Here is a 26,254-nt window from a genome sequence, read left to right on the forward strand (position 1 = left end):
CGGCTCACCGGCCGGCCGGACGCGCCGTTCAGGCCCCGCGTTCCCGGCCCGGCCGGCCGGTGCTGCCGCCGCTGTTCCGTGGCGTCGAGACCGTCCACGGCAGCAGCAGCCCGTCCCCCTGCCAGCGCGGCACCACATGGACGTGGAGATGAGGGACGCTCTGGGTAGCGGCCGCGCCCCGCGAGGTGATGACGTTGCAGTCACCGGCCTCCGCGGCCAGCTCGGCGGCGTGCCGCATTGTCGTCGCCGACACGGCCGGATCAGCGGCCACGTCGAGCACATGCGTCTTGGGCAGCACGAGCACATGCCCCGGCGTCACCCCGCCGCCCAGGGGCGTGATGGCCAGCGTCTCCGCCCAGTCGCGGACGATCCGCGCCGGAGCCGTCCCCGCCACGATGCGGCAGAAGGGACAGCCGCTCCGGGTCACCCGGCCGATCTCCGAAGGCCCCTCCGCGGCTTGTCCGAAGCCACGCTCCCGTGCTGTCCGGGGAACTCCTCCCACGCCTTCCGCGGATGCCTCCTCCCCCGCTCGAAACTCCTCGGCGAACCCGGCCATAGTCCCTCCACCCGCCCATCGCCTCACATCGTTCCCACCGGCACCGCACGGGGCGCCGCGACCCGGCCCGACGTCCCCTCGGCAGCGCTTCGCAGGCGGAGGCGGACCAGCGGCACCTGCACACGACACCTTCCGCACGTTGGCTGCCCGGCTCCGGCCACGGTCACTGCTCCAGGGTGACCAGGGCAGCAAAGTCTTCCTCGCCGGCAGCACAGCCATGCGCCCACATTCGCAGGGCCCGGCGGGATGCGAACCCGCGACACGCGTTCAGCGACGCGGCCGGGCGAGCCGCAGGGGCGGCCATCCACCAAGGCGGGCTCGCCGCCATCGTTCAAGCGCCGAAGCCTGGTCACCAGCACACGTACAGTGGCGACTTTCCTACCTGGTACCAGCGCGATCGAAAGCATCAGAGGTCTCGCCGTGAGGTCCTGGCCTCCGGGCCCGGCGTGACTGTCATCCACCTGTCGAACGGATGACCTGTGCGGGCTCAGGATGACCACGCCGCGAGGAGTTGCGCCGGGCCGTACTCGGCGTCCAGCCCCGCGCAGTCGGTTCCGCTGCGCGAGACGGCGATCACAGGCAGGGGAGCGGGCGTGAGTGCGGCGCGGTGCCGGTGCAGTGCCGCGAGATCGTGCCGGTCGAACGGTGAGTTCTCCAGCCACTTCACCGAGCCGACGAACAACAGCTCCTTGGCGATCGGCGCGCGGTCCGCTCCCACTACGTCGATCTCCACATCATTGGTACGGGTCCAGTAACCGCCGATGGCGGGGGCAGCGGGGAGGTTCGCGTCGGGCAGCAGCCGCGCCAGCGCCTCGCGCACCAGAGGTTCGACGGCCCGGCCACGCCAGCTGGTCCAGTTCTCACGGATGCGCTGCAGTGTCAGGTCACCCCGGCCCCGCTCGATCTCTTCCATCGCCGGGCCCAGGAGCTTCAGCCAGAAGCGGAGGTAGGGATCCGCGACCCGGTAACGACGATCCTTCGACGGCCGCGTGGACACGGGAAGCTCCGACGCGATCACCCGCTTGTCCGCGAGGATCGCCAACGACCGCTGGAGCGGGGTCGCCCCGATCCCGCCGGCGGCGCGGGCAATGCTGGAGAACGTCCGCTCACCGCTGCCGATCGCCGAGAGGACGGTGCGAGCTTGGACCTGCTGGGGGAACTCCGCGGCAAGCGAGCGCTCCGCCGACACCAGCAAGGCCGAGACCGGATCGCTGAGCGCCGTCTGCAGGAAGTCCCACATTCCAGCGCCGTGCGTCCACTCCGCACAGATCAGGGGCAGCCCACCGGTGATCAAGGACGCATCGAAGGCGGCGGCGGGATCGAGGCCCAGCATCTCGCCCACCTCCGCCGGGTTCAGCGGGCCCAGCACCATCTCCCGTCCACGCTGGTGGAACGGGCGTCCGTAGCTGTTCAGCCCCTCCATCATCGACAGGTCGGAACCGATGAGGACCAGCAGGACCGGCTTCTTCTCCAGCTCTCGGTCCCAGGCCCGCTGAAGCATGCCCTCGAAGGCGCCCTCCGCATCCATCAGATAGGGCACCTCGTCCATGACCACCACGCTCGCCCGGTCGTGAGGCAGCGCCGCCGCCAGTACGTCGAAGGCCGCGTCCCAACTCGCCGGGCGGGCCGCGGACAGCAGATTCGCCAGCGGAAGGCTGGACGACTGCGCATCCTGGCCGAGCCGTTCCAGGTCCGCCCGCGGCGACGCCCCTGTGGCGGCATAGAAGAGGAACGGCGCGCCGGATCTCTCGGCGAACCGCTCCACCAGACGCGACTTGCCCACCCGGCGGCGCCCTCGAAGCATCACGCACCGCCCGGGCCGCTCCCCGCCGACCCCGGCCGTCACCTTGCCCAGCTCGCGATCCAGCGTGTCGAGCTCATGCCGCCTGCCCACGAAATCTGCCATGCCGCCATCTCCCGGACATCACCTAACGCCACAGATACTAACATTAAAGTTAGTAACATTGCCGTTAGGCGCAGGGCCCCGGACCGAGACCGGTCCGAGGCCCTCGACGTCCGGGTCGGGCGTCGGCGGGCTCAGGCGGCCAGCGGCACCTCGGTGCCCGGGGCGGCGCCCGGGTAGACGTCGACGATCAGATTGAGCTGGCGCTGCATGTACCAGATGTTGAGGCCGAAGACGAAGGCCAGCCAGGTGCTCGCGGCGGCGCTGCACGTCACCGGCAGGCCGGCCGAACGCTGAGCGTCGGCGATGGCCTTACCGGTGTTGTGGAAGGAGATCAGCGGGGCGACCAGTGTCCAGCCCAGGAAGATCATGACGAGCACACTGCCCGCCGGACTGAGGACCCGACGCCGGTCGAACTCCTGCAGCTCCTTGTGGATCTTGTAGTACCAGACCAGCTGATAGATCCCGAGAGTGACGAGCGGCAGGCCGAGCCAGACCGCCACGGGCCCGCGGCGCTTCATGGCCAGGCCGGGCAGACGGACCGCGGCGGGGGCGCCGGCGGCGGGCGAGACGGCGCCTCCTGCCGGGACCGGAACGCTCTGACCGAACTGGGTGGCGGGCTTGATTTCGTCCATGTGATGAGGCTCCAAGAGCTGGTTCTGATCTCAGCCGGAGCAGCATGACAGGACGTGAAGACCTCGTGAAGATGGTTGGTCATTCAATCAAGCTTCGTCATGTGATTGTGATCAGCACGAGCCGCGGGCAGGGCGACAGCGCCTTCGAGGCGCCAACTTCCCACCCGCTCACGTTGAGTTGAGTCGAAGCCCCACGTCGTCGAAGCCCCCCACGTCAACGCCCCCCGCGTCAAGGCCATCCGCAAGCGGCCGCCTCGTGCTCCTCGCCGTCTCCGTGACCGTCCGCGTCCTGGCTGCGGACCTCGTTCACCGCCTGGTGCATGGCGTTGCGGACGAGTTGGGGCAAGGGGCCGCCGGCGGGCCACTGCACGAAGCAGCGGGCGACCTCGCGGAGTTTGACGTTGGTGTGCTGCGAGATGTGTTTCAGCACCTCCCAGCCCTGCTCGGGGCGCAGGCCCGCCACCGTGATGACCACGCCGATCGCCTGGTCGACGAGGGCGTGGGCATCCATGGCGTGACGCAGCTGCCGCACTTCCTGCTGCAGGGCCGTGACACGGTCCGTGTCCTCGTCTTCACCGATCATGCTTCGAAGCCTCCGCGCCCCGGGGCCGTGAGCGACAGCCGTACGACGAACATCCTGGCCACCAGCTGTCCAGAAAACGAAGAGCGCCTGCCCGGCGCAGACATGCCGGAACCGATGGCGGGAAACCGGCAGTCATGGAGACCCTCACCTTCGAGAGCGACGATCTCGGCGCGACCGAGGACTTCCTCAGCCGCGCCTACGCCAGGATGCATATCGGCAGCTCCACGCCCGACGCCGGCCGCGCCCGGGTCAGCCGCACCGGCATCGCCCCGGTGAGCGTCGACGAGATCGACCTGTCCTTCGAAATGAGCTACTCCGTCACGCCGCTCGGCAAGGTCTGCCTGTGCGTCATGCACGACGGCACCGTGCGCGACCACTCCTTCCAGGGGGTCAAGGACGACTTCGGCCCCGGCGACGTGGTGATGTTCGCTCCACCGGACCTGCCGTACTCCGGGCGGATCTGCAACGCGCGCTACAACATCACGATGCTCGAGCCCGCCCTGCTCTCCCAAGTGGCCGGCGAGCAGGGCGGACCACCGGTCCGGCTGACCGGGCACCGGCCGCACACGCCCGCGGTCGCACGGCAGTTGGGCCGTACGATCGCCTATCTGCGGGACCAGATGCTCGCCGACCCGGCCGTGGCCGAGCAGCCGCTGGTGGCGTCCACCGCCGCGCAGCACCTGGCGGCGAGCGTGCTGTCCGCCTTCCCCAACACCGCGCTCACCGACGACGCGGGCGCCCACGGCCGCGATGAACGGGACGCGCGGCCGGTGATCCTCCGCCGCGCCCTCGCCTACATCGACGACCACGCCGACCAGCCGGTCACCCTGTCCGACATCGCCGCGGCCGCCCATGTCACGCCCAGGGCCCTGCAGTACGCCTTCCGGCGCCACCTCGACACCACCCCGCTCGCCCATCTGCGCCGGGTGCGGCTCGCGCAGGCGCACCGCGACCTGGTGGCGGGCGATTCCGCCGACGGGGCCACGGTCACCGACATCGCCGCCCGCTGGGGCTTCCACCACCCGGGCCGATTCGCGTCCTTCTACCGCGGCACCTACCGATGTGCTCCCCACCAGACGCTGAACGGCGGTTGAGCCCACCGGGCGCGCTCGGCCGGCCCCGTCCGGCCCCCGACCGGCCACACCCGGCCCCCTTCACGCACCGCGCGCCGTAGGGTCTCCTGCATGGTCATCGCTACCGTCCGCGAGTGGTACGAGGAGGAGGGCTGGGGCGTGCTCGACTCCCCCGAGACCCCAGGGGGCTGTTTCGGGCACTTCTCCGAGATCCGGATGCCGGGGTTCCGTACCCTGTCGCCCGGACAGCGGGTGGACCTCACCTGGGAGGCTCCGGGCTTCCAGCAGGACGGCTACGACTACCGCGCCGTGAGCATCGTCCCCCGGCCGGCCTGACTCTCGTCCCCGTCCGGCGTCCCCGTCCGGCGTCCCCGTCCGGCCCGAGCGTCGTCGCGAGGCATGAGGCGGGGAGGCACGAGGCACGAGGCATCCACCTGAGGGTGCGTGCCCACCTCAGGCGTACCGATCTCAGCTGTCCTCACCTCAGGCGTACCGATCTCAGCCGTCCTCACCTCAGGTGTCCCCGCCACATGCCTCCCCCGCCACATGCCTCCCCGCCTCATGCCTCCTCTTCAGGTGTCCTGGTGGGCCGCAGCCCGGCGGACCGGGAGCATCGTCGGGACGGGGTCCTTGGTGAGGAAGTCGAGGATCAGCCTGTTCACCAGGGCCGGCTTCTCCATCGGGGCGGCGTGGGAGGTGCCGGGCACGATCGCGAGCTGGGAGGCGGGGATCGCCCGGTAGAGGTCGATCGTGTGCTCCAGCGTCATCATGTCGTCGTCCCCGGCCAGGACCAGGGTGGGAGCGGTGATCCGGGACAGGTCGGCGGTCGTGAGGGCCGGCTCGACGGCGAACATGTCGGCCAGTTTGCGCACGACCACCGGCCAGTGGCCGGCGCCGTCCGGCGACGCGGCCGCGTACATGTCGCGAAGCGGCGCCGTGGCGGGACCGTCGTCCGTCAGGTGCTCGAACATCGCGGGGTCCGCGGCGATCTCGGGCGTGGGGCGGAAGTTGGCCCCGATGGCCACGACCCTGCGGACCAGGTCGGGGCGGACCAGCGCCACGAGCAGGGCCACGATCCCGCCGTCGCTCCAGCCGACGAGGTGGACGGGGGTCTCCACGACCGCCTCGATGAAGTCCACGGTGTCGTCGGCCATGTCCCCGTACGACAACGGGCCCTCGACGTCGGGGGTGTGGCCGTGGGCGCGGCGCTCCGGCAGGAACAGGCGGTAGGCCGCCGCGAGGTCCGCCCGCTGCGCGCCCCAGGTCTCGTTCGTGCACATGCCTCCGTGCAGCAGGAGCAGCGGTTCGGCGTCCTCGGCGCCGTCGGTCTCGTACCAGGTCCTGACGCCGGGCAGCGCCACATAGTCACCCATCGTTCCCGCCTCCCCGGATGGTCGCCTTGGACCGACGTTAATCCGGATGAGACTCCGGCGCCCGCGGTGGTGAGATGGCGCGATGAACGGTGATGCGGGCGTCGACCGCGGGCGCTATCCGGATGTCGTGACGCCCTGGGAGCGGGAGGAGTGGCGCGCCGCCGCCCTCGGCTGGGTGGGCGACGTCCTCGACGCCCGCGGGCTGCGCGAGGTGGGACCCCGGCGGGTGCGGCTGCGGCCCTGGTCGGTGCTGGTCCGGCTGTCGGTCGACGGCGCCGGCACCGTGTGGTTCAAGGCCAACCCGCCGGCGAGCCGCTTCGAGGCGGGGCTCACCCAGGCGCTGGCCGGATGGGTTCCGGAGCATGTGCTGACACCGCTCGCGGTCGACGCCGACCGGGGCTGGTCGCTGCTCCCCGACGGCGGGCCGCGGCTGGCCGACGTACTGGACGACGGGCCGGACGGCCTCCGTACGTGGGAGGCGCTGCTGCGCCAGTACGCCGTCCTGCAGCGCTCCCTTCTGCCCTACGCGGAGAAGATCGAGGCCCTCGGGGTGCCCGGCGCCCGGACGGCCACGCTGCCGAACGTCTTCGATCGGCTCGTGGCGGACAACGGCGCCCTGACGGAGGCCGACCGTGCCGCGCTGAGCGGGCTGCGGCCCCGCCTCGTGGAGTGGTGCGAGGAGCTCGCCGGGCTCGGGATCGGGGACTGCCTCGATCACGCGGACGTGCACGAGGGGCAGGTCTTCGTGCCGCGCCCGGGGCGGTTCACCTTCTTCGACTGGGGGGACGCCACCGTCTCGCACCCCTTCTGCAGCTTCGTGGTGCCCGCCGGGCACGCCGCCGAACGCTACGGCCCCGGCGTGCTGCCCCGGCTGCGCGACGCCTACCTCGAACCCTGGACCGGCGGGGGCCGCGGCACCCGGGACCTCCGCCGCGCACTCCGCCTGGCCTGGCGGCTCGGCCCGATCGGGCGGGCCGGCGCCTGGGGACGGCTCTTCCCGGGAGCGGCGGGCTCCACGGACCTGGCCGGCGACCCCCAGGCCGCTGGTTCGCTGCTGCGGCTGCTGGACGAGCCACCCGTATAGCCCGTCCGCCCGGACAGGCTGCCCGCCCGCATGACCTGCCCGCCCGCCCGGACAGGCTGCCCGCCCGTGCGGCCTCCGCGTCCGTGTGGCCTGCGCGTCCGTACAGCCTCCCCGCCCGTGCGGCCGTCATGCAGGCGGCAGGCGGCAGGCCACGGTGCTTCCGGCGCAGCGCTCAGGCGGGTCGGGGCTCGGGGACAGGGCGTCGGGCTGCCGTGGCCAGGGCCTCGGTTCGGTGGGCCGGCACCTGAGGGTGCTGCTCGACGCGGGCCTGGTGAAACGGCGGCGGGCGGGCCGTTCGGTCCTGTACTCGCGAACCGCGGCCGGGGACGTGCTGACGGAGGCCGGGGACGTGCGGCCGAAGACCGGAGACGTGCTGGCGGAGACCAGGGACACGCCGGCGAAGGCAAGGGACACGCTCACAGAAGCCGGAGACACGCCGACGGAGACGGAGACCAGGGACACGCTCACGACGGCCGGAGACACGCCGGCGAAGGCAAGGGACACACTCACGGAAGCCGGAGACACGCTTGCGGAGGTCCGAGACGCGCTCGCGGAGGCGGGGAACCGGCCGGACACGTCGCGGAGTTAGCATCCGCTCATGACGACTGCAGACAGCAACGGCGGCGCACCCCTCGACGTGGAGATCGGTGCGCTCCAGGGTGGCAACGCCGACCTCTCCCAGTACGCGGGCAAGGCCGTCCTCATCGTGAATGTGGCCTCCAAGTGCGGGCTGACCCCGCAGTACGCCGGGCTCGAGCGCCTCCACGAGCGCTACGCCGGCCAGGGCTTCACGGTCCTCGGCGTGCCCTGCAACCAGTTCATGGGCCAGGAGCCCGGAAGCGCCGAGGAGATCGCCGAGTTCTGCTCGGCGACGTACGGCGTGACCTTCCCCATGACCGAGAAGGTCGAGGTGAACGGCGAGGGCCGGCACCCGCTCTACGACCGCCTCACGGGCTTCGCCGACGCCGAGGGGCACACCGGCGACATCCGCTGGAACTTCGAGAAGTTCCTGATCGGGCGGGACGGAAAGGTCGTCGCCCGCTTCTCCCCGCAGACCGAGCCGGAGGCGGCGGAGCTGGTGGCGGCGGTCGAGAGCGCGCTCGCCTAGAACCGCCTGGAACCGCCTAAACCGCCTGGAACCTCTTCCGCGCCCTCGGCCGGAACCGCTCGTGGACCGGCCGGGGGCGCCGTGCCGTCACTTCAGCTCGTCGGGGCAGGGCGTGCCGCGCGGCAGCTGGTAGGGCGCTCCCAGCCGGTACAGCCCCGCCTTCGGGGCGACCAGGATCGTCCACTTGTCACCCTTGCCGTCCTCGTTCGTCTGCATCAGGCAGCCGTTGACGTTGTCGAAGGACTTGGGGGTGCCGTCGGCGCGGTGCTTGGAGGCGTCCGTCTCCTTCGGCGGCTTGACGCCCTTGCCCTTGGCGTCGACCAGGCCGAGCCAGGGCGAGTAGGGCACGCGGATCAGGACGCGGCCGGGCTTCTTGACCTCGATGGTCAGCTCGCCCTGCTCCGCACGGTCGACGATGGCGGGCGGGTCGGCGAGCGGGACGGGGTCGGTGACCCGGAACAGCTGCCAGTTGGCGTCGCCCCAGATCTGCTTCAGATACGGCATGCCCCGCTGCACGAGCTTCCGCTCGCGCTGGCCGCCGTCGCCGTCCGGCTCGTCCTTGGGCAGCACGACGTAGTGGACGGCCCAGCGCTGGAGCCACTCGTGGTAGTTCGCCGAGTTGAGGGTGTCGTCGTAGAAGAGCGGGTTGCGCTCCATGTCGGCCTGGCGGTTCCAGCCGCGGGCCAGGTTGACGTACGGGGCGAGCGCGGAGGCCTCGCGGTGGGAGCGGGCCGGGACGACCTCGACGCGGCCCTTCTCGGCGCCGACGTCCTGCAGCTCGCTGACGAGGGGCGCCAGCTCGCGCGCCCAGGACGCGGCCGGGGTGGTGTGCACGACGTCGTCGACCGCCTTGAAGCCGATCCAGAAGGTGAAGCCGACCACGGCCAGCACGGCCAGGTACCACTCCCGCGAGCGGGGGATCTGGAACGGCAGCGCGGCGACCAGCGTGACGCCCGCGAACAGCATCGCCATGCGGGTGATGTTGGAGCCGATCTGCGAGCTGACCAGCCACACCGCGACGACCGACAGCCCGTAGACCGCACAGGTCATACGGACGGTCGTCCAGTGCTTGGGCACGAGCACGAAGATGATGGCCGAGAACAGGAACGGCAGGATCACCGAGCCGAACGACATCGGCTGGGTGCCGGAGAACGGGAACAGCAACGCCGAGAGAGCCACGACCGCGCTCGGCGCGATGCCCAGGGCCCAGGCACCGGGACGGCGCTTCTGCAGGAAGAGGGCGACCGCGACCAGCCCGACGAAGAGGCCGGCGACCGGGGAGGACATCGTCGCCAGCGCGGCCAGGGGCGCGGCGCACAGGGCCTTCGCCCAGCGCTTGTAGCGCCACTTGTGCGGCCAGCAGAAGACGACGGCCACCGCGCCCAGCGCGAAGACCGTGCCGAGCCCGAAGGTCACCCGGCCCGAGGCGGCGTTGCACAGGAACGCGAAGACGCCCGCGAGCGAGGCCCACAGGGGGTTCTTCACGGACCGGCTGCGGACGAGGATCAGCGTCAGCAGGCCGGCCGAGAAGGTCCCCGAGATCATCATCGTCGTACGGACGCCGAGCACCGACATCAGATACGGCGACACCATGCTGTACGACACCGGGTGCATGCCGCCGTACCAGGCGAGGTTGTACGCGGAGTCGGGGTGCCGGCCGACGAACTCGGCCCAGGCGTCCTGCGCGGCCAGGTCGCCGCCGCTGTTCGCGAAGGTGAAGAACCAGACGATGTGCAGGAGCCCGGCCAGTGCGGTGATCGAGAGCACTGGATGGCGCAGCAGACGCTCGCGCAGGGCGAGGAAGGCGGCCCGCGCGCGCGACTGACCGCGCTCCGCGCCGCCTGTCGTACGGCCCGTGTCAGGGCTGTCCGTACGCGGTGCGGGCACCCGTATTCGCTGACCCGTTCCCGGGCCCGGATCGGCGTCGTCGGCGCGTGTCGGCTCCGCAGTGGCCACCTGAAGGCACTCCCCGTGGTGTCCCGTCTTCTGTTCCGGGACGTGTCCCGTCGTGTTCCGGGGCGTGTCCCGTTGTGCTCTGGGACGTGTCCCGTTGCCCGCCCGTTCGCGGCCGCGTCCCCGGGGTCTCCCGGCCGCGTCCCGTGAGCGACGGCATGCCCCGTTTCGTGACGCTAGCACGCACCCTGCCGGGTGGCGCCCCGGCGGGCACCCCGGCGGAGTGTGGAGATACCGTGACCGCGGCCCGGGGCCGGGCCCCGGGCACGGCCTCCGGGCCGGGCGGCCGGCTCAGGCGACGCGCTTCAGCTTCGCCCCGAAACCGGGCTCGGTGAGGTCCTTCTGCAGGGCGACCGGCACCTTGACCGCGCCGTTCGTGCCGTCGCCCACGGTGAGCGTGCCCACCTTGGTGCCGGCCTTCGCGGAGTGCGGCAGGTCGTCGGCGTCGAAGGACAGCCGCACCTTCAGGCCCGCCCAGCCGACCGCCGTGACGTCCTTGGTCAGCACGATCGGGGTACGGCCGCCGAGCTGGTCGTCCACGTACCCGACCACGTCACCCTTCTTGAGGATCTTCCTGGAGGTCAGCGCGTCCTGGGCGCCGATCATCGCGGTCTTGCTGACCGCGTTGACGGTGTCGATGATCGGCGGCGTGTGCTGGCCGAGGATCGCGCCGACCACGGTGACCGTCTCACCGCCGACCTGCTTGGTGGCGGCGAACAGGAGGTTCCCGCCGGCCTTGGTGGTGGTGCCGGTCTTGATGCCGATGGCGCCGTTGTAGGGGACCAGCGAGTTGTAGTTGCGCCACTTGTGGCCGGACGGGTCGACCCAGCTGGGCAGCTTGGTGATCGCCATCAGGGCCGGCATCTTCACCAGCTCGTTGCCGAGCTTCACCTGGTCCTCGGCGGTGGAGACGGTGGACTCCTTCAGGCCGGAGGCGTCGGTGTACGTCGTGTTCTTCATCCCGAGCTTCTTGGCGGTGTCGTTCATCTTCTTGATGAACGCCGCCTCGGAGCCGGCGTCCCAACGGGCCAGCAGGCGCGCGATGTTGTTGGCGGAGGGGATCATGATGGCCGACAGGGCCTGCTTCTCGGTGAGCGTGTCACCCTTCTTGACGGTGTTCAGGGTGGACTCGCCGTCCTTGTCGTAACCGCCCTCCTTCTCCGCCGTCGCGTCGACCGTGATCTTCTCGCCCTCGGCGCCCGGCTTCAGCGGGTGGTCCTTGAGGACGAGGTACGCGGTCATCGCCTTGGCGACGGAGCCGACGGCGACGGGGGTCTGCTTGCCGAAGTTCCCCATCGTGCCGATGCCGTTGACGTCCATCCAGCCCTCGCCCTCGTTCGGCCAGGGAAGGTCGGCCTCGCTGCCGGCGAAGGTGTAGGAGTCGTCGGCGGTCAGCTCGAGGGTGGGCGTGGGCAGCGGGCGGACAGCCTGCACGATCGCAAAGACGATCGCCAGGAGCAGGACCAGCGGGGTCCAGATCTTGATCCGGCGGACGACCGTGCGGACCGGGGTCTCCGGCGGAGGCGGCGTGTTCGTCAGCTCGGCCAGCAGGTCCATCGGCGGCTTCGGCGGCAGCGGCTGCTGCGCGGTGCGCTCGGGTCCGACCTGCGGGACCACGGCGGTGGCGTCCGCCGGCTTCTTCGTGGCCGGGTCGTCGAGGGGCTTGAGCGCGACGAACTTGCTGGTGCGCTCCGCCTCCGGCGTCTTGCCCGGGGCTGTCTCGGGGCCCTTCCCGGTGGCTTTTCCGGGCGTCTTTCCGGAGGCTTTTCCGGCAGTCCCGGCCGCGCCGCCGAGCTTGAGCATGGTGGTGGGCTGATCGACCTGGGGCCGCGTCGGCCGCTTGAAGACGGCGGTCGGCTGATCGACCTGCCCGGCGCCGGCCGCCTTCCCGCCCTCACCGTCACCATCCGCTACGTCACCGGCACCAGCACCAGCACCAGCACCAGCACCAGCACCAGCACCAGCACCAGCACCAGCACCAGCACCAGTCTTGCCCTCGGGCCCACCGGCCGCGGGCCCATCCTCGTCCGCACCGACGACACCGCCCGCGTCACCACCACCGGAATCCGCCGGACGGGCGTCCTCGGGCTCCACGTCGGCAGCGGTACCGGCGCCCGCTCCGACCGGAGCACCTTCGCCCGCATCAGGACCGGGTCCCGCCGGAGGTACGTCCTCGGGCTCCCCCGAGGCGGCCGATACGCCGCTCCCGGCCGGGCCGCCCTCGGCATCCCGGGAAGCACCGGGCTCGGAGGCGGCGACCGCGTCCCCGGCACCGGTGTCCGCCTCATCGCCCGCGGTCGCCTTCCCGCTCTCCCGCTCTGGCGCGGCATCGTCCTCGCCCGCCGCCGCGGGCGGCGCGTCCGCCCCGTCCGCAGCGGTGGCGGCGCCCGGCCCCTTCGCCGGGGCGCCGCCGTCGACGGCGGCGGCGTCCGCAGCCTCACTGACCGCGACGACCGGCGTGGCCGTCCCCGCTGTGTCGTCACCGTCACCGTCAACGTCACCGTCGGTGGCGGTGCCGGTTGCCGAGGCGTCGGCTCCCGCGTCGTCCCGCCCCTCGGGGCGCGCGGAATCGTCCGTTCCGGCGGCCTCGGGCGCCGTCTGCGGGCCTGGAACCGTAGCGGAGTCCCCGGAGTCGCCCGAGCGAACCCAGGCCGCCACAGCGGCGCGCAGGCGGGCGTCGCCCGACGCGCCGGAGGTCTCACTGTCCGTAGCGACGCCCTCGCCGGAGTCGTCCCCGGCATCGGCATCGGCATCGGCATCGGCATCGGCGGAAACGTCTCCCCCGCTCGCGGCGCCCCGCCCGGCAGCCACGTCCGCCCCCGGCTCCGGATCCGGCTCTCGTCCGGAATCCCGTACGGAACCTTGTACGGAATCCGGTACGGAAAGGATCCGCGTCGCCGTGTCCACACCGCCGGACCCCCCGGGCCCCCCGGATCCCCCGGACGTGCCGGACGTGCCGGAGCCGGACTTGCCGGCCTCAGCGGCCGCCGAACCGCCGGAGGCGTCCGCGTCCCGGGCCACCGCCAGCCGCGGATCGCGTGCTTCCGTGCGGGCTTCGGGAACCGGACCCGTACTCCCCGACGTCGCTTCTGCCGACGACTCGCGCTTCTTGGACCTGTCGGGGGACTCGCCCGCCACCGATGCCTCCTCCATGCGCACGCCCCGTGCGCCCTACCGAACCGTGAACCGCCACCCGGACACCGGTCAAACGCGCTGTCCGAACCATGTACCAGTGTCCTGTGTGCGGGCTTAACCCCTGCGGTAGACGAGAACGACATACCTACCGGTTCCCTCACAAAGAGGTCACGCACCCTCGACAGACCAATGTGAGAGGGGTCACCCTGTCTTTCATCCACGCGGGGAGGCATGGATGGGCAGGAGCCGCAGAACACTTCCGGAGGAGCTTCTGCTGCTGGCATTGGACCCGGCCACGGGTACCACTGCACAGCCGCAGTCGCTCGACCTCGGTCTGGCCGGAGCACAGCTAGTGGAGCTGGCGCTGGCCGGACGGATAGCCCCAGACGGGGATCGTATCGCCGTGGTGGCACCACGGCCGACTGGAGATCCGACTCTGGACTGCGCGTTGGAGTTGCTGCGAAGGCGTGGCGCTCCCGTGCGTGCCGTCCACTGGATCGGCGGGCCCCGTCTCGGGCTGCGCCAGACCTATCTCTCGCATCTGGAGCGGTGCGGCATGGTGCATGCCGTGGCGGGCCAGATGTGCGGAGTGCTGCCGACGACGCGTTACCAGGCGACGGACACCGAAATCAGCCGGGAGATCAGGGCCCGGCTGGATTCCGCGATCCGTACCGGCGTACCGCCCGACCCGCGGACCGCGGCGCTCGCCGCCCTGGCCCACGCGGTCGGCCTCGGCAAGCACCTGTATCCGGGCAACGAGGGACGGTCCTCGCGTTCCCGGCTGCGGGATCTGATCAGGCACGATCCCATGGGCGGCCTCGTGGCGCACGCCGTGATGGACGTCCAGAACGGCGTGGCGGCCCAGCCGCGCCGCAGCCCGGCCGCACCGCCCGGCCGTCAGGCCGCGGGACCGGCCAGGTCCGCACCGGAACCCGCCCGCGGTGTTCCGATGCAGCCGCGCCGCGGTTCCATGGCGCGCGTCGTGGCGCACTGAGCCGCTCACCACGACGAGCACCAGGACGAGCAGCAGGACGAGCAGCAGCACTGCGACCGCGGCACCACGCACCGCCGAGCGCCGCACGAGCCTCACGCAGGCAGTCCCCAGAACCCGCTACGGGAGCCGCCGGTCCGCGCGGGGCGGCGGGACCGTCGCGCCACATCCGTCCCGACGGATGACGTGACGGTTCCGCCGCCCCGCGCGGCCGCATGTGCGGACAGGGCGGCGAACTGGCGCGTATGCGGCGCACATCCCACCGTTTCCCAGCGCTGCCGAGCACCTTGGTGGCAGTCTGCTCAACAGCAGATACGCAAAGTGGCAAGTCGAGGCACGCAGCCGGAGGTGCACGTCCCGTGGCGTCCAATGTCAATCCCACCGTCAGGCGGCGCCGCCTGGGCCAGGAGCTGCGCCGGCTCCGTGAGCTCAAGGGCATGACGGCCGAGGAAGTGGCGGAGCGGCTCCTGGTGTCGCAGTCGAAGATCAGCCGGCTGGAGAACGGCCGGCGCAGCATCAGCCAGCGGGACGTCCGCGACCTGTGCGGGGTCTACGAGGTGGAGGACCACCGGATCGTCGACTCGCTGATGCAGATGGCCAAGGACAGCCGCCAGCAGGGCTGGTGGCACTCCTTCGGCGACATCCCCTACAGCGTGTACATCGGCCTGGAGACGGACGCTGCGAGCCTGCGGGTCTACGACCCCCAGGTCGTCCCGGGCCTGCTGCAGACCCGGCAGTACGCGGAGGCGCTGATCGCGGGAGCGCTTCCGGAGACCGCCGCTGCCGACATCGAGAAGCGGGTCCAGGTGCGGCTGCGCCGGCAGGAACGAATCACCGCCCCGGAGAACCCGCTGCGGCTGTGGACGGTGATGGACGAGGCGGCGCTGCGGCGCGTGGTGGGCAACCGCTCCCTGATGCGCGACCAGTTGGAGCACCTCGTCGAGCAGTCCCAGCTGCCGCACGTCACCGTGCAGGTGATCCCCTTCGACATGGGGGCGCATCCCGGCCTCAACGGCCAGTACGCGATCCTCGAGTTCCCGGACGCGGCCGACTCCAGCGTCGTCTACATCGAGGGCGTCACCAGCGACCTGTATCTGGAGAAGGCCAACGACGTGCAGAAGTACAGCGTGATGTACGAGCACCTGCGCGCCCAGGCCCTGAATCCGGACCAGTCCCGGCAGTTCATCGCGGACATCGCGAAGGAATATGCCCGCTGAAAGGTCGCACCGTACACCCTCACCGGGTCGAATTGGAAGACCCACCTGGAATATGCCACCCGGTCGAGCGAATAGTCGCTTCGTACGCCGGGGTTCGCGAGTAGCGTCGATCACGCCAACCACGCACCAGAGGTTGGCGCAAACCGCGCTGTGGGCCCGGAGACGGACCCGCCGCGCGGTGACAGCAACTCGACAACTGGCATTTCGGAGCAAAAATGGCAATTCGTCAGGGCGTCACGCACACGTGGACCAAGTCCTCATACTCCACCGGCAACGGCGCGTGCGTCGAGATCAAGTCACCGGTCCGCGCGGCCATGGCCGTCCGGGACTCCAAGGTCCCCGAGGGTCCCGTACTGGCCTTCCCGGCCGGCGCCTGGAACACCTTCGTCGGCTCGATCAAGGCGTAAGGGGAGGATCTTCCTGGTCCTCGGCACGCCTTCACGTTCCACAACTGCACAAGCACCACAGCAAGAGCCCTCTCGTCCAGCTCGCCGTCCTTGCCGAGGGGGCTCGGCCTGTGCCCGGCCCTTGACCGACCGACCGACCGGCCGACCGGCCGCTACCTGAGGCGGTCGACGTACGTGTCCGTCCCCGGCACCGTCGGGACGAACGGCGCGACCAGCTCCACCCGCCCCAGCCCCGCCTCCCGCACCGGCGCGTCCAGCCCGGTGAAGTACGCCTCCCAGCACTCCCGCGGGTCCGCCTGCAGGAACCACAGCAGGGTCAGCCTGGTGTCCACGCCCTCGACCTGCTTCACATACGTCATACGGTCGCCGGGCAGCGGTGTCGGGCGGAAGACGGTCACCAGCGCGGCCGGTGAGCCCGCCACCCGCTTCGGCAGGTGCCGCGTCCGCAGCCAGTCGAGCAACTCCGCGCGCTGCTCGGCCGATTCGGCGTCGATGACCTCCAGGACCAGGCCCGCGTAGGGGTGGTCGAGCGCGTGGAAGTCGCGCGGTCCGGCGGCCCCGTCCCGGTAGACGGTCGCCTCGTGGTCCTGGAACGCGGTGAAGACGTGCGTGCGGTCCTGGTAGACGCGGGCGTCGCGGTTGAGGCGCTTGTTGATGGCCACGGTCCACCGCATGTGGTCGTCGTAGCGGCCTTCCGTGATCCAGTAGGTGGAGAGGTAGCAGCCCGCCGTCACCGGCTGCGCGACGGCGGACTTCTCGGGGTAGCGCAGCAGCTGCAGGTCGCGGGTCGCCACCCAGCGGCGCCCCGCGAACATCCAGGGCATGGCCATCGCGCCGGCGTAGTAGTGGTCGTCCTCGTACCAGCGGTTGTAGGCGTACTCATGGCCCGGGTGGGGCTCCACCATGGTGATCAGCGCGTGGCCCGGCCGGACCCCGTACGGCCCCACGGCGGCCAGTTCCGCGTACGTCCCGCTGCGGGTGCCGGTCTCCTCGGACATGGGCGTTCCCCTTCCTTCGTCGGCCGCTCGCCCATACTCTGACGGCCCGTCAGAAAATGCGCCAGGGTCAGGGCGGAGGTCAGTCATGTCACTGCTAGCGGGCAGCACGGTCGTCGTGTCGGGGGTCGGCGCCGGGCTCGGCCACCAGGTCGCGGCGGCGGTCGTACGGGACGGCGGGAACGCGGTGCTCGGGGCGCGCACCGAGGCCGCCCTCGCCAAGAGCGCCGCCCGCATCGACCCGGACGGGGCGCACACGGCGTTCCGGACGACCGACATCACGGACGAGGGCCAGTGCGAGCGGCTCGCCGCGCTCGCGCGGGAACGGTTCGGGCGGATCGACGCGGTCGTCCATGTGGCGGCCTGGGACAGCTACTTCGGCGGTCTGCAGGACGCGGACTTCGCCACCTGGCAGTCGGTGATCGACGTGAACCTGCTGGGCTCGCTGCGGATGACCCGGGCGTGCCTGCCGGCGCTCAAGGAGCGCGGCGGTTCGGTGGTGTTCATCGGGACGCAGTCGTCGGTGGCGGCCCCCAGCCAGGTGCGGCAGGCGGCGTACGCGGCCTCGAAGGGCGCGCTGACGAGCGCGATGTACTCCCTCGCGCGCGAGCTCGGCCCGCACCGCATCCGGGTCAACACCGTGCTGCCGGGCTGGATGTGGGGCCCGCCGGTGCAGGCGTACGTGCAGTTCACCGCCCACACCGAGGGCGTGCCCGAGTCCGAGGTGCTGCGGCGGCTCACCGAGCGGATGGCGCTGCCGGACCTGGCGACGGACGGGGACGTGGCCGACGCGGCCGCCTTCCTCGCGTCGGACCGGGCGCGGGCCATCACGGGCCAGTCGCTGCTGGTCAACGCCGGGGAGCTGATGCGCTGAGACTCCTTCCCGCCCTCTCGCGACTATTCATGTTTATGAACACAGGTCAAGCGGACGAACATCTTTGCTTCCTCTTGACCTTACGTCCGCTTGTCGTGTCCGCGCTACCGCACCCACGATGAGCGGGCACTTCGCGGCCTCTCCCGGCTTCCCACGCCCCTACCCCGCTCAGGCGAAGTGCCAACCAACTGAGCGCGGTTCACAAGGCGGACCCTGGAAGGGGGCACATGAACAGTCTCGACTGGGCCGTGCTCATCGGCTACTTCGGCGTGATGGTGGCCATCGGCATCTGGTCGCACAAGCGCGTGGACGACGTGAGCGACTTCTTCACCGCAGGCGGCAAGATGCCGTGGTGGCTGTCCGGCATCTCGCACCACATGTCGGGCTACAGCGCGGTGATGTTCACCGGCTACGCGGGCATCGCCTACACCTACGGCGTGACGTCCTTCGTCACGTGGTCCTTCCCGATCGCACTGGGCGTCGCCATCGGCTCGAAACTGTTCGCGCCGCGCGTCAACCGCCTGCGTTCACGGCTCCATGTGGCCTCGCCGCTGGAGTACCTGAAGAACCGCTACGACCTCAAGACGCAGCAGGCGCTGGTCTGGTCGGGCATGCTCCTGAAGATCGTGGACGTCGGCGCGAAGTGGGCGGCGATCGCGACGCTGCTGTCGGTCTTCACCGGCATCTCGCTCAACCAGGGCATCCTCATCACCGGCGCGATCACCGCCGTCTACTGCACCATCGGCGGCCTGTGGGCGGACGCGCTGACCGAACTCGGCCAGTTCGTCATCCAGTTGCTGGCGGGCATCGCGATGTTCGTGGCGGTGGTGCTGAAGCTGAACGACAAGGGCATCGGCCTGTTCGACGCCTTCGACCAGCCGGCCCTGCACGGCCACGCCAAACCGCTGGTGGGCCCGTACGGCACGGTCTTCCTGCTGGCGTTCCTCTTCATCAAGCTCTTCGAGTACAACGGCGGCATGCTCAACCAGGCCCAGCGCTACATGGCGACGGGCAATGCCCGTGAGGCCGAGCGCTCGGCGCGCCTGTCCGCGCTGCTGTGGCTGGTCTGGCCGGTCGTCCTCTTCTTCCCGATGTGGATGTCGCCGCTGCTGGTCCACGCCCAGAAGCCGGACGGCTCCGACTCCTACGGCCTGATGACCGAGCAACTGCTGCCGCACGGCCTGCTGGGCCTGGTGATCGTCGGGTTCTTCTCCCACACGATGGCCATGTGCTCCTCCGACGCCAACGCGATCGCGGCGGTCTTCACCCGGGACGTGGCACCGGTGGTGTCCGAGAAGGCCCGGGCCTGGAGCGAGCGCTCCGGCCTGATCGCGGCCCGGGTGACCACGGTGCTCTTCCTCGGTCTGTCGATGGCGGTGGCGACGCAGGTCAACTCCCCCACCTTCAAGGACATCATCACCGTCGTCATCAAATGGGTCGCGGGTCTGATGGGCCCGATCGCCATCCCGATGATGCTGGGCCTGCTGCGCCCGTTCCGCCGGTCCGGCCCGACTGCGGCGCTCGTCAGCTGGGCGATGGGTCTGCTGGCCTTCTGGCTGATCAACTACCCCATCAACTGGAACGTCGACGGCGGTGTCCCGCTGCAGTACCAGGTGTCGATCCCGCTGGCCGTCTCGCTGGTGCTGTACATCCTGGTCGGCCACCTGAAGCCGGAGGACACCCCGGACCGGCTGGCGGTCATCGAGACGATCAACACGGACGACGACAGCGCGGCGGTCGCCGTCCCGGTACCGGCGGGTGCGGTGGAGGACGTCACGGGGCGTACTCCGGTCAGGGACTGACGTGCCATCAGCCGGTGTGGAGGGCCCGGGCCGTGACGCCGGCCGGGGCCCTCTCGCGTCCGCCGTGACCGGCCCGTACGGCGTCGCGGAAACGGACGTGCCCGGAGATCGCGGTGACGGCAGACTGGCCGTATGACGCCACCCGACCCCAAGGCCGACCTGCTGCGCTACCTCCAGGACGCGCGCGACGCCCTGCTGTGGAAACTCGAAGGGCTTTCCGAGTACGACGCGCGCCGCCCGCTGACGCCGACCGGCACCAACCTGCTGGGCCTGGTCAAGCATGTGACGTTCGTCGAACTGGGCTACCTGGGCGACACGTTCGCACGCCCGTCCGGTGCGCCGAGTCCCTGGTCCGCGCCCGCCTACGCCGACGACCCGAACGCGGACATGTGGGCCACCGCCGACGAATCCCGGGCGGACGTCGTCGCCCGCTACCGCGAGGCGTGGGCACACGCCGACGCGACCGTCCGGGCGCTGCCCCTCGACTCCCTCGGCCGCGTGCCGTGGTGGCCGGAGGACAACGAGATCACCCTGCACCACGCCCTGGTGCGCGTCACCGCCGACACCCAACGGCACGCCGGGCACGCCGACATCCTGCGGGAGACCCTCGACGGGGCCGTCGGCATGCGCGAGGACAGCTCGAACCTGCCCTCGGACGACCCGGCGTGGTGGAAGGACTACCGTGAGCGGCTCGAGCGGACGGCCGAGGAGGCGGCCCGCAAGGCGCGGTAAGGGCGGTAAGGGGACCGGGCGCGGCAAAGCAGGGCGCCGGAGCAGCAGGATGTCGGAGCAACAGGACCCCGGAGCAGCAGGGCGCCGTGAGGGCGAGACGCCGTGAACACAGGGCGCCGCAAAGGCAAGGCGCCGCAAGAGCAGGGCGCCGCAAAGGCAAGGCGGTAAGGGCCGGGACGGCTCCGGTGGTCAGGCCCGCGGGTACCGCACCAGCCACCCCGGCGACGAACCGGCCGGACCGTGCAGCGCCGGGCCCTGGGTCATCTCCATGGCGAAATCGTCGGCGAGTTCCAGAAGCGTGGGACGGCCCTCCAGCTCCGCCAGCCAGCCCGGGGGGAGGGCCGTCTCACCGTGCAGGGCGCCGAGGAGGCCGCCGGTGAGGGCGGCCGTCGCGCCGGAGGGCCCGTCGTGGTTGACGGCGAGGCACAGACCCTGGCGGACGTCCTCGCCCACCAGCGCGCAGTACACCGCCGCGGCCAGCACGCCTTCCGCCGTACCGGCACCGGCCAGTTCGGCGACCCGGGCCGGCGTGGGCATGCCCTGCCGTACCGCGCCGAGCGCGTGCTGGAGCGCGTCCGAGACCGACTGGTGGCCGGGGCGTACGGCGAGCAGCGCGAGCGCTCGCTGCACGGCGCCGTCCAGGCTCTCGCCGCGGGCCAGTCCGTGCACGATCACGGCGTACGCCCCCGCCGACAGACAGGCCACCGGATGCCCGTGGGTCTGGGTCGCGCACTCCACGGCGAGCTGGACCACCAGCTGCGGCTCCCAGCCGACCAGCAGACCGAAGGGCGCGGACCGGGCGGTCGCCTCGGGCCCGGCCTCACCGGGGTTCTTCGGCGCGTCCAGGGTCCCCATGTTCTCGTCCCCGAACCCGAGCAGCAGCGAACGGGTGGGGTCCCGGCGGGCGTAGAGCCACTCCTCGCGCGCGAGCCAGCCGTCGTCCTTGCGGCGCTCGTCGGGCCCCCAGTCACGCTGGGTGGCCGCCCAGCGCAGGTACGCCCGGTGCAGGTCGGTCGGTGGATGCCAGGCCCCGGTGTCGCGGCGGACCTGCGCCCGTATCAGCCCGTCCACGCTGAACAGGGTGAGTTGGGTGAGGTGGGTGACGGCGCCGCGTCTGCCGTAGGCGAAGGCGAGGTCGACGACGCCCTCGGCGCCGTACTCCTCCCGGATCGTGCCGAGGTCCAGGCCGTCGACGGGCGCGCCCAGCGCGTCCCCGACGGCGGCTCCGAGCAGCGTCCCGCGCACCCGGCTGCGGAAGTCCTGCTGCTCGGCACGTCCCCACACGGCCCCAGCCGTCGCGCCCACCAAGACCTCCCCTCCGGCACCGTCCGACGCGTGACAGTTCAGCACTGTAATCGAACGGGGACGGTGGGTTCAGGTGTCGGTGTGGTATGCGACATGTGATGCGAACGGTCTCGGACAGTCCCGAACAATCCTGACCGATCCCAAGTGGTCCTGAATGGTCCTGAGTGGTCCGGGGTGGTCCCGAGTGATCCGAGGCGGGCAGGGGCGACCCGGGGTGGCCGGGCGCCCAGGAGCGGAAGCACCGGTCGCCACGGGGAGAATGGCTGTCATGACCACTACCACCCCCCGCACCGCCCTCTCCCTGGCCGCCGCGCTCCTGACCGGCACCGTCGCCCTCTATATCGCCCTGGTCGCCTTCGGGAACATCACCGACTTCGGCACCAACCAGGCGTTCGTGCAGCACGTGCTGGCCATGGACACCACGTTCAAGGACGACGACCTGATGTGGCGGGCCGTCACCAGCAAGGGCCTGCAGAACACCGCTTACGTCGCCATCATCGTCTGGGAGACCCTCGCCGCACTGGTGCTGATCTACGGCACCTGGCTCTGGGCCCGGCGCGACCAGGCCCGCGCCCGCGCCGTGTCGACGTACGGCCTGCTGATGCTGCTGCTGCTCTTCGGCGCCGGTTTCATCGCGATCGGCGGCGAGTGGTTCTCCATGTGGCAGTCGAAGACCTGGAACGGACTCGACGCGGCTCTGCGGGTGTTCGTGCTGAGCGGGGTCGTACTGATCGTCGTGCAGCTCACCGGCCGCCGCGGCGAGGACTGAACCCCCGGCCGCACGGACCCACGGGTCCACGGGCCCACGGGCCCACGGGGTACGGATTCCCGGGCGCCCAGGCCCACGGCGTACGGGCTCCCGGGCTCCCAAGTCCCCACGGCCCCAAGTCCCCACGGACCCACGGCGTACGGACCCCCGGGCCCGCGGACTCCCGGGTTCGCGGGCTCCCGGCCCCCTCGGACTCCCGCGGAGACCCCCGGACTCCTGCGCCTACTTCACCACGGCCACCTTCGTACCGGCCGTCCCGAACGTCCACATGGCCGCCCCGTCCGCCGTCCGCATCCGGATGCCGCCCGTCGGCGTTCCGGAGGCGGGCGGCGGCGACGAGCCGTCGACGGCGTTGGAGAAGGCGATGTTGGCGCCGGAGCGCACGGTGAAGTACACGATGTGCTCGATCTTCACGCCGTCCGAGCCGGTGATCGGGCCCTCGGCCCGGGTGCCGACCGTGTAGGTCCCCGGCTCCGGGCTCACCGTCCCGGGCCACACGGCGAAGGTGCGCCGGGCCGCGTCGCTCGCGTCGACCAGCCAGACCGTCCTGCGCCCGAGCGAGTAGACGATACGGCGCCCGGTCCCGGAGTGGTCCGGCACCGCGGCCGGCGCCGCGGACCGCGTGGGCTTCGGATGCGCCGACGCGGACGCCGACGCGCCGGGCCGGGAGGCGACCGCGTGCGGCTTCGGTCCCTTGTCGGCCTGCACGGCCAGGACGGCGACGGCGGCTATCGCTCCCACCGTCAGGCCGGTCACCCAGACCTTCGAGGCTGGCACGGCACGTATCTCCTCGGTCACTGGACCCCGCGGACCCGTTGGAACGGGGGTCCGATCATCGTACTGTGACGCTCCTGCCGCCCCGTCCCGTACGAGCACCAGGGCAGTACGAGCACCAGGACGGCACGAACACCAGGGCGGTACGAGCACCAGGGCGGTCGGTGCGCACTCAGTCCAGCACGGGCAGCAACTGCGGAAGGTGGCCGTCCGACGCCGCCGCGGCCCGCTGCCGTTCCTCCGGCACCTCGCCGTAGAGCGTGGTACGCGGCCTCGCCGGGCGGCCGGCCGCTTCCGCAACCCCGACCAGGTCCCGCACCGACTTGTAGGAGCCGTAGGAGGAGCCCGCCATCCGGGAGATGGTCTCCTCCATGAGGGTGCCGCCCAGGTCGTTGGCCCCGGAGCGCAGCATCTCGGCCGCGCCCTCCGTGCCCAGCTTGACCCAGCTGGTCTGGATGTTGGGGATGTGCGGGTGCAGGAGCAGCCGGGCCATCGCCGTGACGGCCCGGTTGTCGCGCATCGTCGGGCCCGGGCGCGCGATCCCCGCCAGGTAGACCGGCGCGTTGGTGTGGATGAAGGGCAGGGTCACGAACTCCGTGAAGCCGCCGGTGCGTTGCTGGATGCCGGCCAGGGTGCGCAGGTGGCCGAGCCAGTGGCGGGGCTGGTCGACGTGGCCGTACATCATCGTGGACGACGAGCGGATGCCCAGCTCGTGCGCGGTGGTGATCACCTCGATCCAGGTGGCCGCGGGCAGCTTGCCCTTGGTCAGGATCCAGCGGACCTCGTCGTCGAGGATCTCGGCGGCCGTACCGGGGATCGAGCCGAGGCCCGCCTCCTTGGCCGCGGTCAGCCACTCCCTGATGGACATGCCGGTGCGGGTCGCGCCGTTGACGACCTCCATCGGGGAGAAGGCGTGGACGTGCATCCCGGGCACCCGCTCCCTGACCGCCCTCGCGATGTCGAAGTACGCCGTGCCCGGCAGGTCCGGGTGGATGCCGCCCTGCATGCAGACCTCCACCGCGCCCACGTCCCACGCCTGCTGGGCACGGTCGGCGACCTGGTCCAGGGAGAGGGTGTAGGCGTCGGCGTCCGTACGGCGCTGGGCGAAGGCGCAGAAGCGGCAGCCGGTGTAGCAGACGTTGGTGAAGTTGATGTTGCGCGTGACGATGTACGTCACGTCGTCCCCGACCGCCGACTTCCGTACGTCGTCCGCGACCCGGCACAGCGCGTCCAGCGCCGGGCCGTCCGCGTGCAGCAGGGCGAGGGCCTCGTCGTCGGTCAGGCGCGTCGGGTCGTCGGCCGCCGTCGCCAGCGCCTGGCGGACGTCGGTGTCGATGCGCTCGGGGACCATGCCGGGGGCCGCCGCCGCGCGCAGTTCGGCCCAGTCGCCGTAGACCTCGTCGAAGTCGTCGCGGCGGTCGGAGGTGCGGCCCTCGGTGTCGATCGAGGTGTGCAGGTCCGTACGGCCGGAGGGGACGAACACCTCCTCGGGTTCCTGCCAGGGGTGGCCCTCGACGACGGCGTCCGGGCGGGCGAGACCCGTCTCCGCGTCGGCCAGGGCGCTCACGTGCGGGCGCAGGCGCGGGTCCAGCCAGGGCTCGCCGCGGCGGACGAACTCCGGGTAGACGCAGAGGCGTTCGCGCAGTTCGAAGCCGGCGGCGCGGGAGCGCTCGGTGAGTTCCTCGATCCGCGGCCAGGGGCGCTCGGGGTTGACGTGGTCGATGGTCAGCGGGGAGACCCCGCCCCAGTCGTCGATGCCCGCGCCGATCAGCCGCCCGTACTCGGCGTCGACGAGGTTGGGCGGGGCCTGGAGGCAGGCGCTCGGGCCCATGATGTGCCGGGCGACGGCCACCGTCGCCACCAGCTCGTCCAGTTCGGCGTCCGGCATGCCGCGCATCGCGGTGTCCGGCTTGGCACGGAAGTTCTGGATGATCAGTTCCTGGATGCCGTGGTAGGCGCGGGAGACCTTGCGGAGCGCGAACAGCGACTCGGCCCGCTCCTCGTACGTCTCCCCGATGCCGATGAGCAGACCGGAGGTGAAGGGCACGGAGGAGCGCCCCGCGTCCTCAAGCACCCGCAGCCGCACGGCGGGTTCCTTGTCCGGGGAGCCGAAGTGCGGGCCGCCCGGCTCGGACCACAGGCGGGTCGCGGTCGTCTCCAGCATCATGCCCATCGACGGGGCGACCGGCTTCAGCCGCTGGAAGTCCGTCCAGGACATCACGCCCGGGTTGAGGTGGGGCAGCAGGCCGGTCTCCTCCAGGATGCGGACGGAGATGGCGCGGACGTAGGCGATGGTGTCGTCGTAGCCGTGCGCGTCGAGCCACTCGCGCGCCTCGGGCCAGCGGTCCTCGGGCTTGTCGCCGAGGGTGATCAGGGCTTCCTTGCAGCCGAGGGCGGCGCCCTTGCGGGCGATGTCGAGGACCTCGTCCGGCGACATGAACATCCCGTGCCCGGCGCGGCGCAGCTTGCCGGGGACGGTGACGAAGGTGCAGTAGTGGCATTTGTCCCGGCACAGCCGGGTCAGGGGGATGAAGACGCTCTTCGAGTACGTGATGACGCCGGGGCGGCCCGCCGCGTCGAGGCCCGCGTCACGGACCCGGGCGGCGGACACGGCGAGGTCGGTCAGGGCATCGCCGCGCGCCTGCAGCAGGACGGCCGCCTCACTGACGTCGAGGGCCACCCCGTCCCGGGCGCGTTTGAGGGCGCGACGCATGGAGTTCCCGGTGGGGCCGGTGCCGCCGGGACCGCCGGGGCCGCCAGTGCCGCCGGGGCCGTCGGAGGAGCCGTTTCCGGAGCTCACGGAAGTCGTCATCCTTCGAGCATAAGGTCGAGCTGATCAGCGCCGGGAGGGCAGGCCGGAGTCGGGCCGATCGGCGCCGGAGGTCAGGCCAGGTCGGGCTGAACAGCGCCGGAGACGAGCCCCGGGCGGAGCTGAGCCGCGCCGGAGACGAACCCCGGGCCGAGCTGAACCACGCCGGAGGCGAA

Annotated in this window: 22 protein-coding genes and 1 pseudogene; 12 read left to right on the forward strand and 11 right to left on the reverse strand. The window is 71.4% G+C overall.

Going from position 1 to position 26,254, the window contains the following annotated elements; genetic code table 11:
* Positions 1-28 precede the first annotated feature (28 nt).
* The 4 genes from ACJ9NR_RS17030 to ACJ9NR_RS17045 all read right to left on the reverse strand — a co-directional run bounded on the left by ACJ9NR_RS17030 (position 29) and on the right by ACJ9NR_RS17045 (position 3,677).
* Positions 29-427 (reverse strand): HIT family protein, encoded by a 399-nt coding sequence (locus tag ACJ9NR_RS17030; protein ID WP_412488412.1) that lies wholly within the window; start codon positions 425-427, stop codon positions 29-31.
* A 616-nt stretch (positions 428-1,043) separates the two neighbouring features.
* Entirely contained in the window at positions 1,044-2,462 is a 1,419-nt protein-coding gene (locus ACJ9NR_RS17035; protein WP_412488413.1) for an ATP-binding protein, read from the reverse strand.
* Between the two features lie 131 nt (positions 2,463-2,593).
* Complete coding sequence (locus tag ACJ9NR_RS17040) at positions 2,594-3,094, reverse strand: DUF4234 domain-containing protein (protein WP_412488414.1); 501 nt, start codon at positions 3,092-3,094, stop codon at positions 2,594-2,596.
* Between the two features lie 229 nt (positions 3,095-3,323).
* On the reverse strand, positions 3,324-3,677 hold the full coding sequence (locus tag ACJ9NR_RS17045; protein ID WP_412488415.1) for an ANTAR domain-containing protein: 354 nt from the start codon (positions 3,675-3,677) through the stop codon (positions 3,324-3,326).
* A gap of 134 nt (positions 3,678-3,811) precedes the next feature.
* Here ACJ9NR_RS17045 and ACJ9NR_RS17050 point away from each other — a divergent pair, with 134 nt between their 5' ends.
* Together ACJ9NR_RS17050 and ACJ9NR_RS17055 are read left to right on the forward strand one after the other, a co-directional pair.
* A complete protein-coding gene (locus ACJ9NR_RS17050; RefSeq protein ID WP_412488416.1) occupies positions 3,812-4,771 on the forward strand; it encodes a helix-turn-helix transcriptional regulator in 960 nt (319 codons plus the stop codon).
* A 90-nt stretch (positions 4,772-4,861) separates the two neighbouring features.
* Positions 4,862-5,086 carry a cold-shock protein gene (locus ACJ9NR_RS17055; protein WP_412488417.1) on the forward strand — a complete coding sequence of 75 codons (225 nt, stop codon included), beginning with the start codon at positions 4,862-4,864 and terminating at the stop codon, positions 5,084-5,086.
* A gap of 236 nt (positions 5,087-5,322) precedes the next feature.
* Here the strand turns inward: ACJ9NR_RS17055 and ACJ9NR_RS17060 are convergent, their stop codons facing one another.
* Positions 5,323-6,123, reverse strand: a complete 801-nt coding sequence (locus tag ACJ9NR_RS17060) for an alpha/beta fold hydrolase (protein ID WP_412488418.1) — start codon at positions 6,121-6,123, stop codon at positions 5,323-5,325.
* A gap of 82 nt (positions 6,124-6,205) precedes the next feature.
* Here ACJ9NR_RS17060 and ACJ9NR_RS17065 point away from each other — a divergent pair, with 82 nt between their 5' ends.
* The 3 genes and pseudogenes from ACJ9NR_RS17065 (at position 6,206) to ACJ9NR_RS17075 (ending at position 8,315) form a co-directional block, all read left to right on the forward strand.
* Positions 6,206-7,207: a phosphotransferase gene (locus ACJ9NR_RS17065; protein ID WP_412488419.1), complete on the forward strand. Its 1,002-nt coding sequence runs from the start codon at positions 6,206-6,208 to the stop codon at positions 7,205-7,207.
* 211 nt (positions 7,208-7,418) lie between these two features.
* Positions 7,419-7,553 (forward strand): annotated as a pseudogene (locus ACJ9NR_RS17070) (transcriptional regulator); the annotation flags it as partial.
* A 252-nt stretch (positions 7,554-7,805) separates the two neighbouring features.
* The gene (locus ACJ9NR_RS17075) at positions 7,806-8,315 is read left to right on the forward strand and encodes a glutathione peroxidase (protein ID WP_412488420.1); all 510 of its coding nucleotides are present in this window, start codon (positions 7,806-7,808) and stop codon (positions 8,313-8,315) included.
* Positions 8,316-8,402: 87 nt separating this feature from the next.
* Here ACJ9NR_RS17075 and ACJ9NR_RS17080 read toward each other — a convergent pair whose 3' ends face one another.
* Both ACJ9NR_RS17080 and ACJ9NR_RS17085 read right to left on the reverse strand, forming a co-directional pair.
* On the reverse strand, positions 8,403-10,271 hold the full coding sequence (locus ACJ9NR_RS17080; protein ID WP_412488421.1) for a DUF8823 domain-containing protein: 1,869 nt from the start codon (positions 10,269-10,271) through the stop codon (positions 8,403-8,405).
* A gap of 288 nt (positions 10,272-10,559) precedes the next feature.
* A complete protein-coding gene (locus tag ACJ9NR_RS17085) occupies positions 10,560-13,175 on the reverse strand; it encodes a D-alanyl-D-alanine carboxypeptidase (RefSeq protein ID WP_412488857.1) in 2,616 nt (871 codons plus the stop codon).
* Between the two features lie 463 nt (positions 13,176-13,638).
* On the opposite strand from ACJ9NR_RS17085, the gene ACJ9NR_RS17090 reads away from it, so the two are divergent.
* The 3 genes from ACJ9NR_RS17090 (at position 13,639) to ACJ9NR_RS17100 (ending at position 16,018) form a co-directional block, all read left to right on the forward strand.
* The gene (locus ACJ9NR_RS17090; RefSeq protein ID WP_412488422.1) at positions 13,639-14,397 is read left to right on the forward strand and encodes a GOLPH3/VPS74 family protein; all 759 of its coding nucleotides are present in this window, start codon (positions 13,639-13,641) and stop codon (positions 14,395-14,397) included.
* A gap of 356 nt (positions 14,398-14,753) precedes the next feature.
* Entirely contained in the window at positions 14,754-15,611 is an 858-nt protein-coding gene (locus ACJ9NR_RS17095; RefSeq protein ID WP_384251875.1) for a helix-turn-helix domain-containing protein, read from the forward strand.
* Between the two features lie 215 nt (positions 15,612-15,826).
* Positions 15,827-16,018 (forward strand): DUF397 domain-containing protein, encoded by a 192-nt coding sequence (locus ACJ9NR_RS17100; protein WP_412488423.1) that lies wholly within the window; start codon positions 15,827-15,829, stop codon positions 16,016-16,018.
* A 152-nt stretch (positions 16,019-16,170) separates the two neighbouring features.
* Here ACJ9NR_RS17100 and ACJ9NR_RS17105 read toward each other — a convergent pair whose 3' ends face one another.
* Positions 16,171-17,016: a hypothetical protein gene (locus ACJ9NR_RS17105; RefSeq protein WP_412488424.1), complete on the reverse strand. Its 846-nt coding sequence runs from the start codon at positions 17,014-17,016 to the stop codon at positions 16,171-16,173.
* Between the two features lie 85 nt (positions 17,017-17,101).
* On the opposite strand from ACJ9NR_RS17105, the gene ACJ9NR_RS17110 reads away from it, so the two are divergent.
* The 3 genes from ACJ9NR_RS17110 to ACJ9NR_RS17120 all read left to right on the forward strand — a co-directional run bounded on the left by ACJ9NR_RS17110 (position 17,102) and on the right by ACJ9NR_RS17120 (position 20,421).
* The gene (locus ACJ9NR_RS17110; RefSeq protein ID WP_412488425.1) at positions 17,102-17,887 is read left to right on the forward strand and encodes an SDR family oxidoreductase; all 786 of its coding nucleotides are present in this window, start codon (positions 17,102-17,104) and stop codon (positions 17,885-17,887) included.
* Positions 17,888-18,114: 227 nt separating this feature from the next.
* The gene (locus tag ACJ9NR_RS17115) at positions 18,115-19,689 is read left to right on the forward strand and encodes a sodium:solute symporter family protein (RefSeq protein WP_412488426.1); all 1,575 of its coding nucleotides are present in this window, start codon (positions 18,115-18,117) and stop codon (positions 19,687-19,689) included.
* A 132-nt stretch (positions 19,690-19,821) separates the two neighbouring features.
* Positions 19,822-20,421, forward strand: coding sequence for a DinB family protein (locus tag ACJ9NR_RS17120; RefSeq protein WP_412488427.1), 600 nt, complete (start codon positions 19,822-19,824; stop codon positions 20,419-20,421).
* Between the two features lie 189 nt (positions 20,422-20,610).
* Here the strand turns inward: ACJ9NR_RS17120 and ACJ9NR_RS17125 are convergent, their stop codons facing one another.
* Positions 20,611-21,726: an ADP-ribosylglycohydrolase family protein gene (locus ACJ9NR_RS17125; protein ID WP_412488428.1), complete on the reverse strand. Its 1,116-nt coding sequence runs from the start codon at positions 21,724-21,726 to the stop codon at positions 20,611-20,613.
* Between the two features lie 268 nt (positions 21,727-21,994).
* On the opposite strand from ACJ9NR_RS17125, the gene ACJ9NR_RS17130 reads away from it, so the two are divergent.
* Positions 21,995-22,495, forward strand: a complete 501-nt coding sequence (locus tag ACJ9NR_RS17130; protein ID WP_412488429.1) for a DUF2165 domain-containing protein — start codon at positions 21,995-21,997, stop codon at positions 22,493-22,495.
* 222 nt (positions 22,496-22,717) lie between these two features.
* Here ACJ9NR_RS17130 and ACJ9NR_RS17135 read toward each other — a convergent pair whose 3' ends face one another.
* Positions 22,718-23,272: a hypothetical protein gene (locus tag ACJ9NR_RS17135; protein ID WP_412488430.1), complete on the reverse strand. Its 555-nt coding sequence runs from the start codon at positions 23,270-23,272 to the stop codon at positions 22,718-22,720.
* A 169-nt stretch (positions 23,273-23,441) separates the two neighbouring features.
* Entirely contained in the window at positions 23,442-26,081 is a 2,640-nt protein-coding gene (locus tag ACJ9NR_RS17140) for a bifunctional FO biosynthesis protein CofGH (protein ID WP_412488431.1), read from the reverse strand.
* Positions 26,082-26,254: the final 173 nt, after the last annotated feature.

Origin of the sequence: Streptomyces sediminimaris (assembly GCF_047049295.1) — a bacterium.
GTDB lineage: Bacteria > Actinomycetota > Actinomycetes > Streptomycetales > Streptomycetaceae > Streptomyces > Streptomyces sediminimaris.

Bases quoted from the DNA above. Each gene is read 5' to 3' on its own strand.
- ACJ9NR_RS17035 (WP_412488413.1), bottom strand. From the start codon at position 2,462: ATGGCAGATTTCGTGGGCAGGCGGCATGAGCTCGACACGCTGGATCGC.
- ACJ9NR_RS17040 (WP_412488414.1), bottom strand. From the start codon at position 3,094: ATGGACGAAATCAAGCCCGCCACCCAGTTCGGTCAGAGCGTTCCGGTC.
- ACJ9NR_RS17045 (WP_412488415.1), bottom strand. From the start codon at position 3,677: ATGATCGGTGAAGACGAGGACACGGACCGTGTCACGGCCCTGCAGCAG.
- ACJ9NR_RS17050 (WP_412488416.1), top strand. From the start codon at position 3,812: ATGGAGACCCTCACCTTCGAGAGCGACGATCTCGGCGCGACCGAGGAC.
- ACJ9NR_RS17055 (WP_412488417.1), top strand. From the start codon at position 4,862: ATGGTCATCGCTACCGTCCGCGAGTGGTACGAGGAGGAGGGCTGGGGC.
- ACJ9NR_RS17060 (WP_412488418.1), bottom strand. From the start codon at position 6,123: ATGGGTGACTATGTGGCGCTGCCCGGCGTCAGGACCTGGTACGAGACC.
- ACJ9NR_RS17065 (WP_412488419.1), top strand. From the start codon at position 6,206: ATGAACGGTGATGCGGGCGTCGACCGCGGGCGCTATCCGGATGTCGTG.
- ACJ9NR_RS17075 (WP_412488420.1), top strand. From the start codon at position 7,806: ATGACGACTGCAGACAGCAACGGCGGCGCACCCCTCGACGTGGAGATC.
- ACJ9NR_RS17090 (WP_412488422.1), top strand. From the start codon at position 13,639: ATGGGCAGGAGCCGCAGAACACTTCCGGAGGAGCTTCTGCTGCTGGCA.
- ACJ9NR_RS17100 (WP_412488423.1), top strand. From the start codon at position 15,827: ATGGCAATTCGTCAGGGCGTCACGCACACGTGGACCAAGTCCTCATAC.
- ACJ9NR_RS17105 (WP_412488424.1), bottom strand. From the start codon at position 17,016: ATGTCCGAGGAGACCGGCACCCGCAGCGGGACGTACGCGGAACTGGCC.
- ACJ9NR_RS17110 (WP_412488425.1), top strand. From the start codon at position 17,102: ATGTCACTGCTAGCGGGCAGCACGGTCGTCGTGTCGGGGGTCGGCGCC.
- ACJ9NR_RS17115 (WP_412488426.1), top strand. From the start codon at position 18,115: ATGAACAGTCTCGACTGGGCCGTGCTCATCGGCTACTTCGGCGTGATG.
- ACJ9NR_RS17120 (WP_412488427.1), top strand. From the start codon at position 19,822: ATGACGCCACCCGACCCCAAGGCCGACCTGCTGCGCTACCTCCAGGAC.
- ACJ9NR_RS17130 (WP_412488429.1), top strand. From the start codon at position 21,995: ATGACCACTACCACCCCCCGCACCGCCCTCTCCCTGGCCGCCGCGCTC.
- ACJ9NR_RS17140 (WP_412488431.1), bottom strand. From the start codon at position 26,081: ATGACGACTTCCGTGAGCTCCGGAAACGGCTCCTCCGACGGCCCCGGC.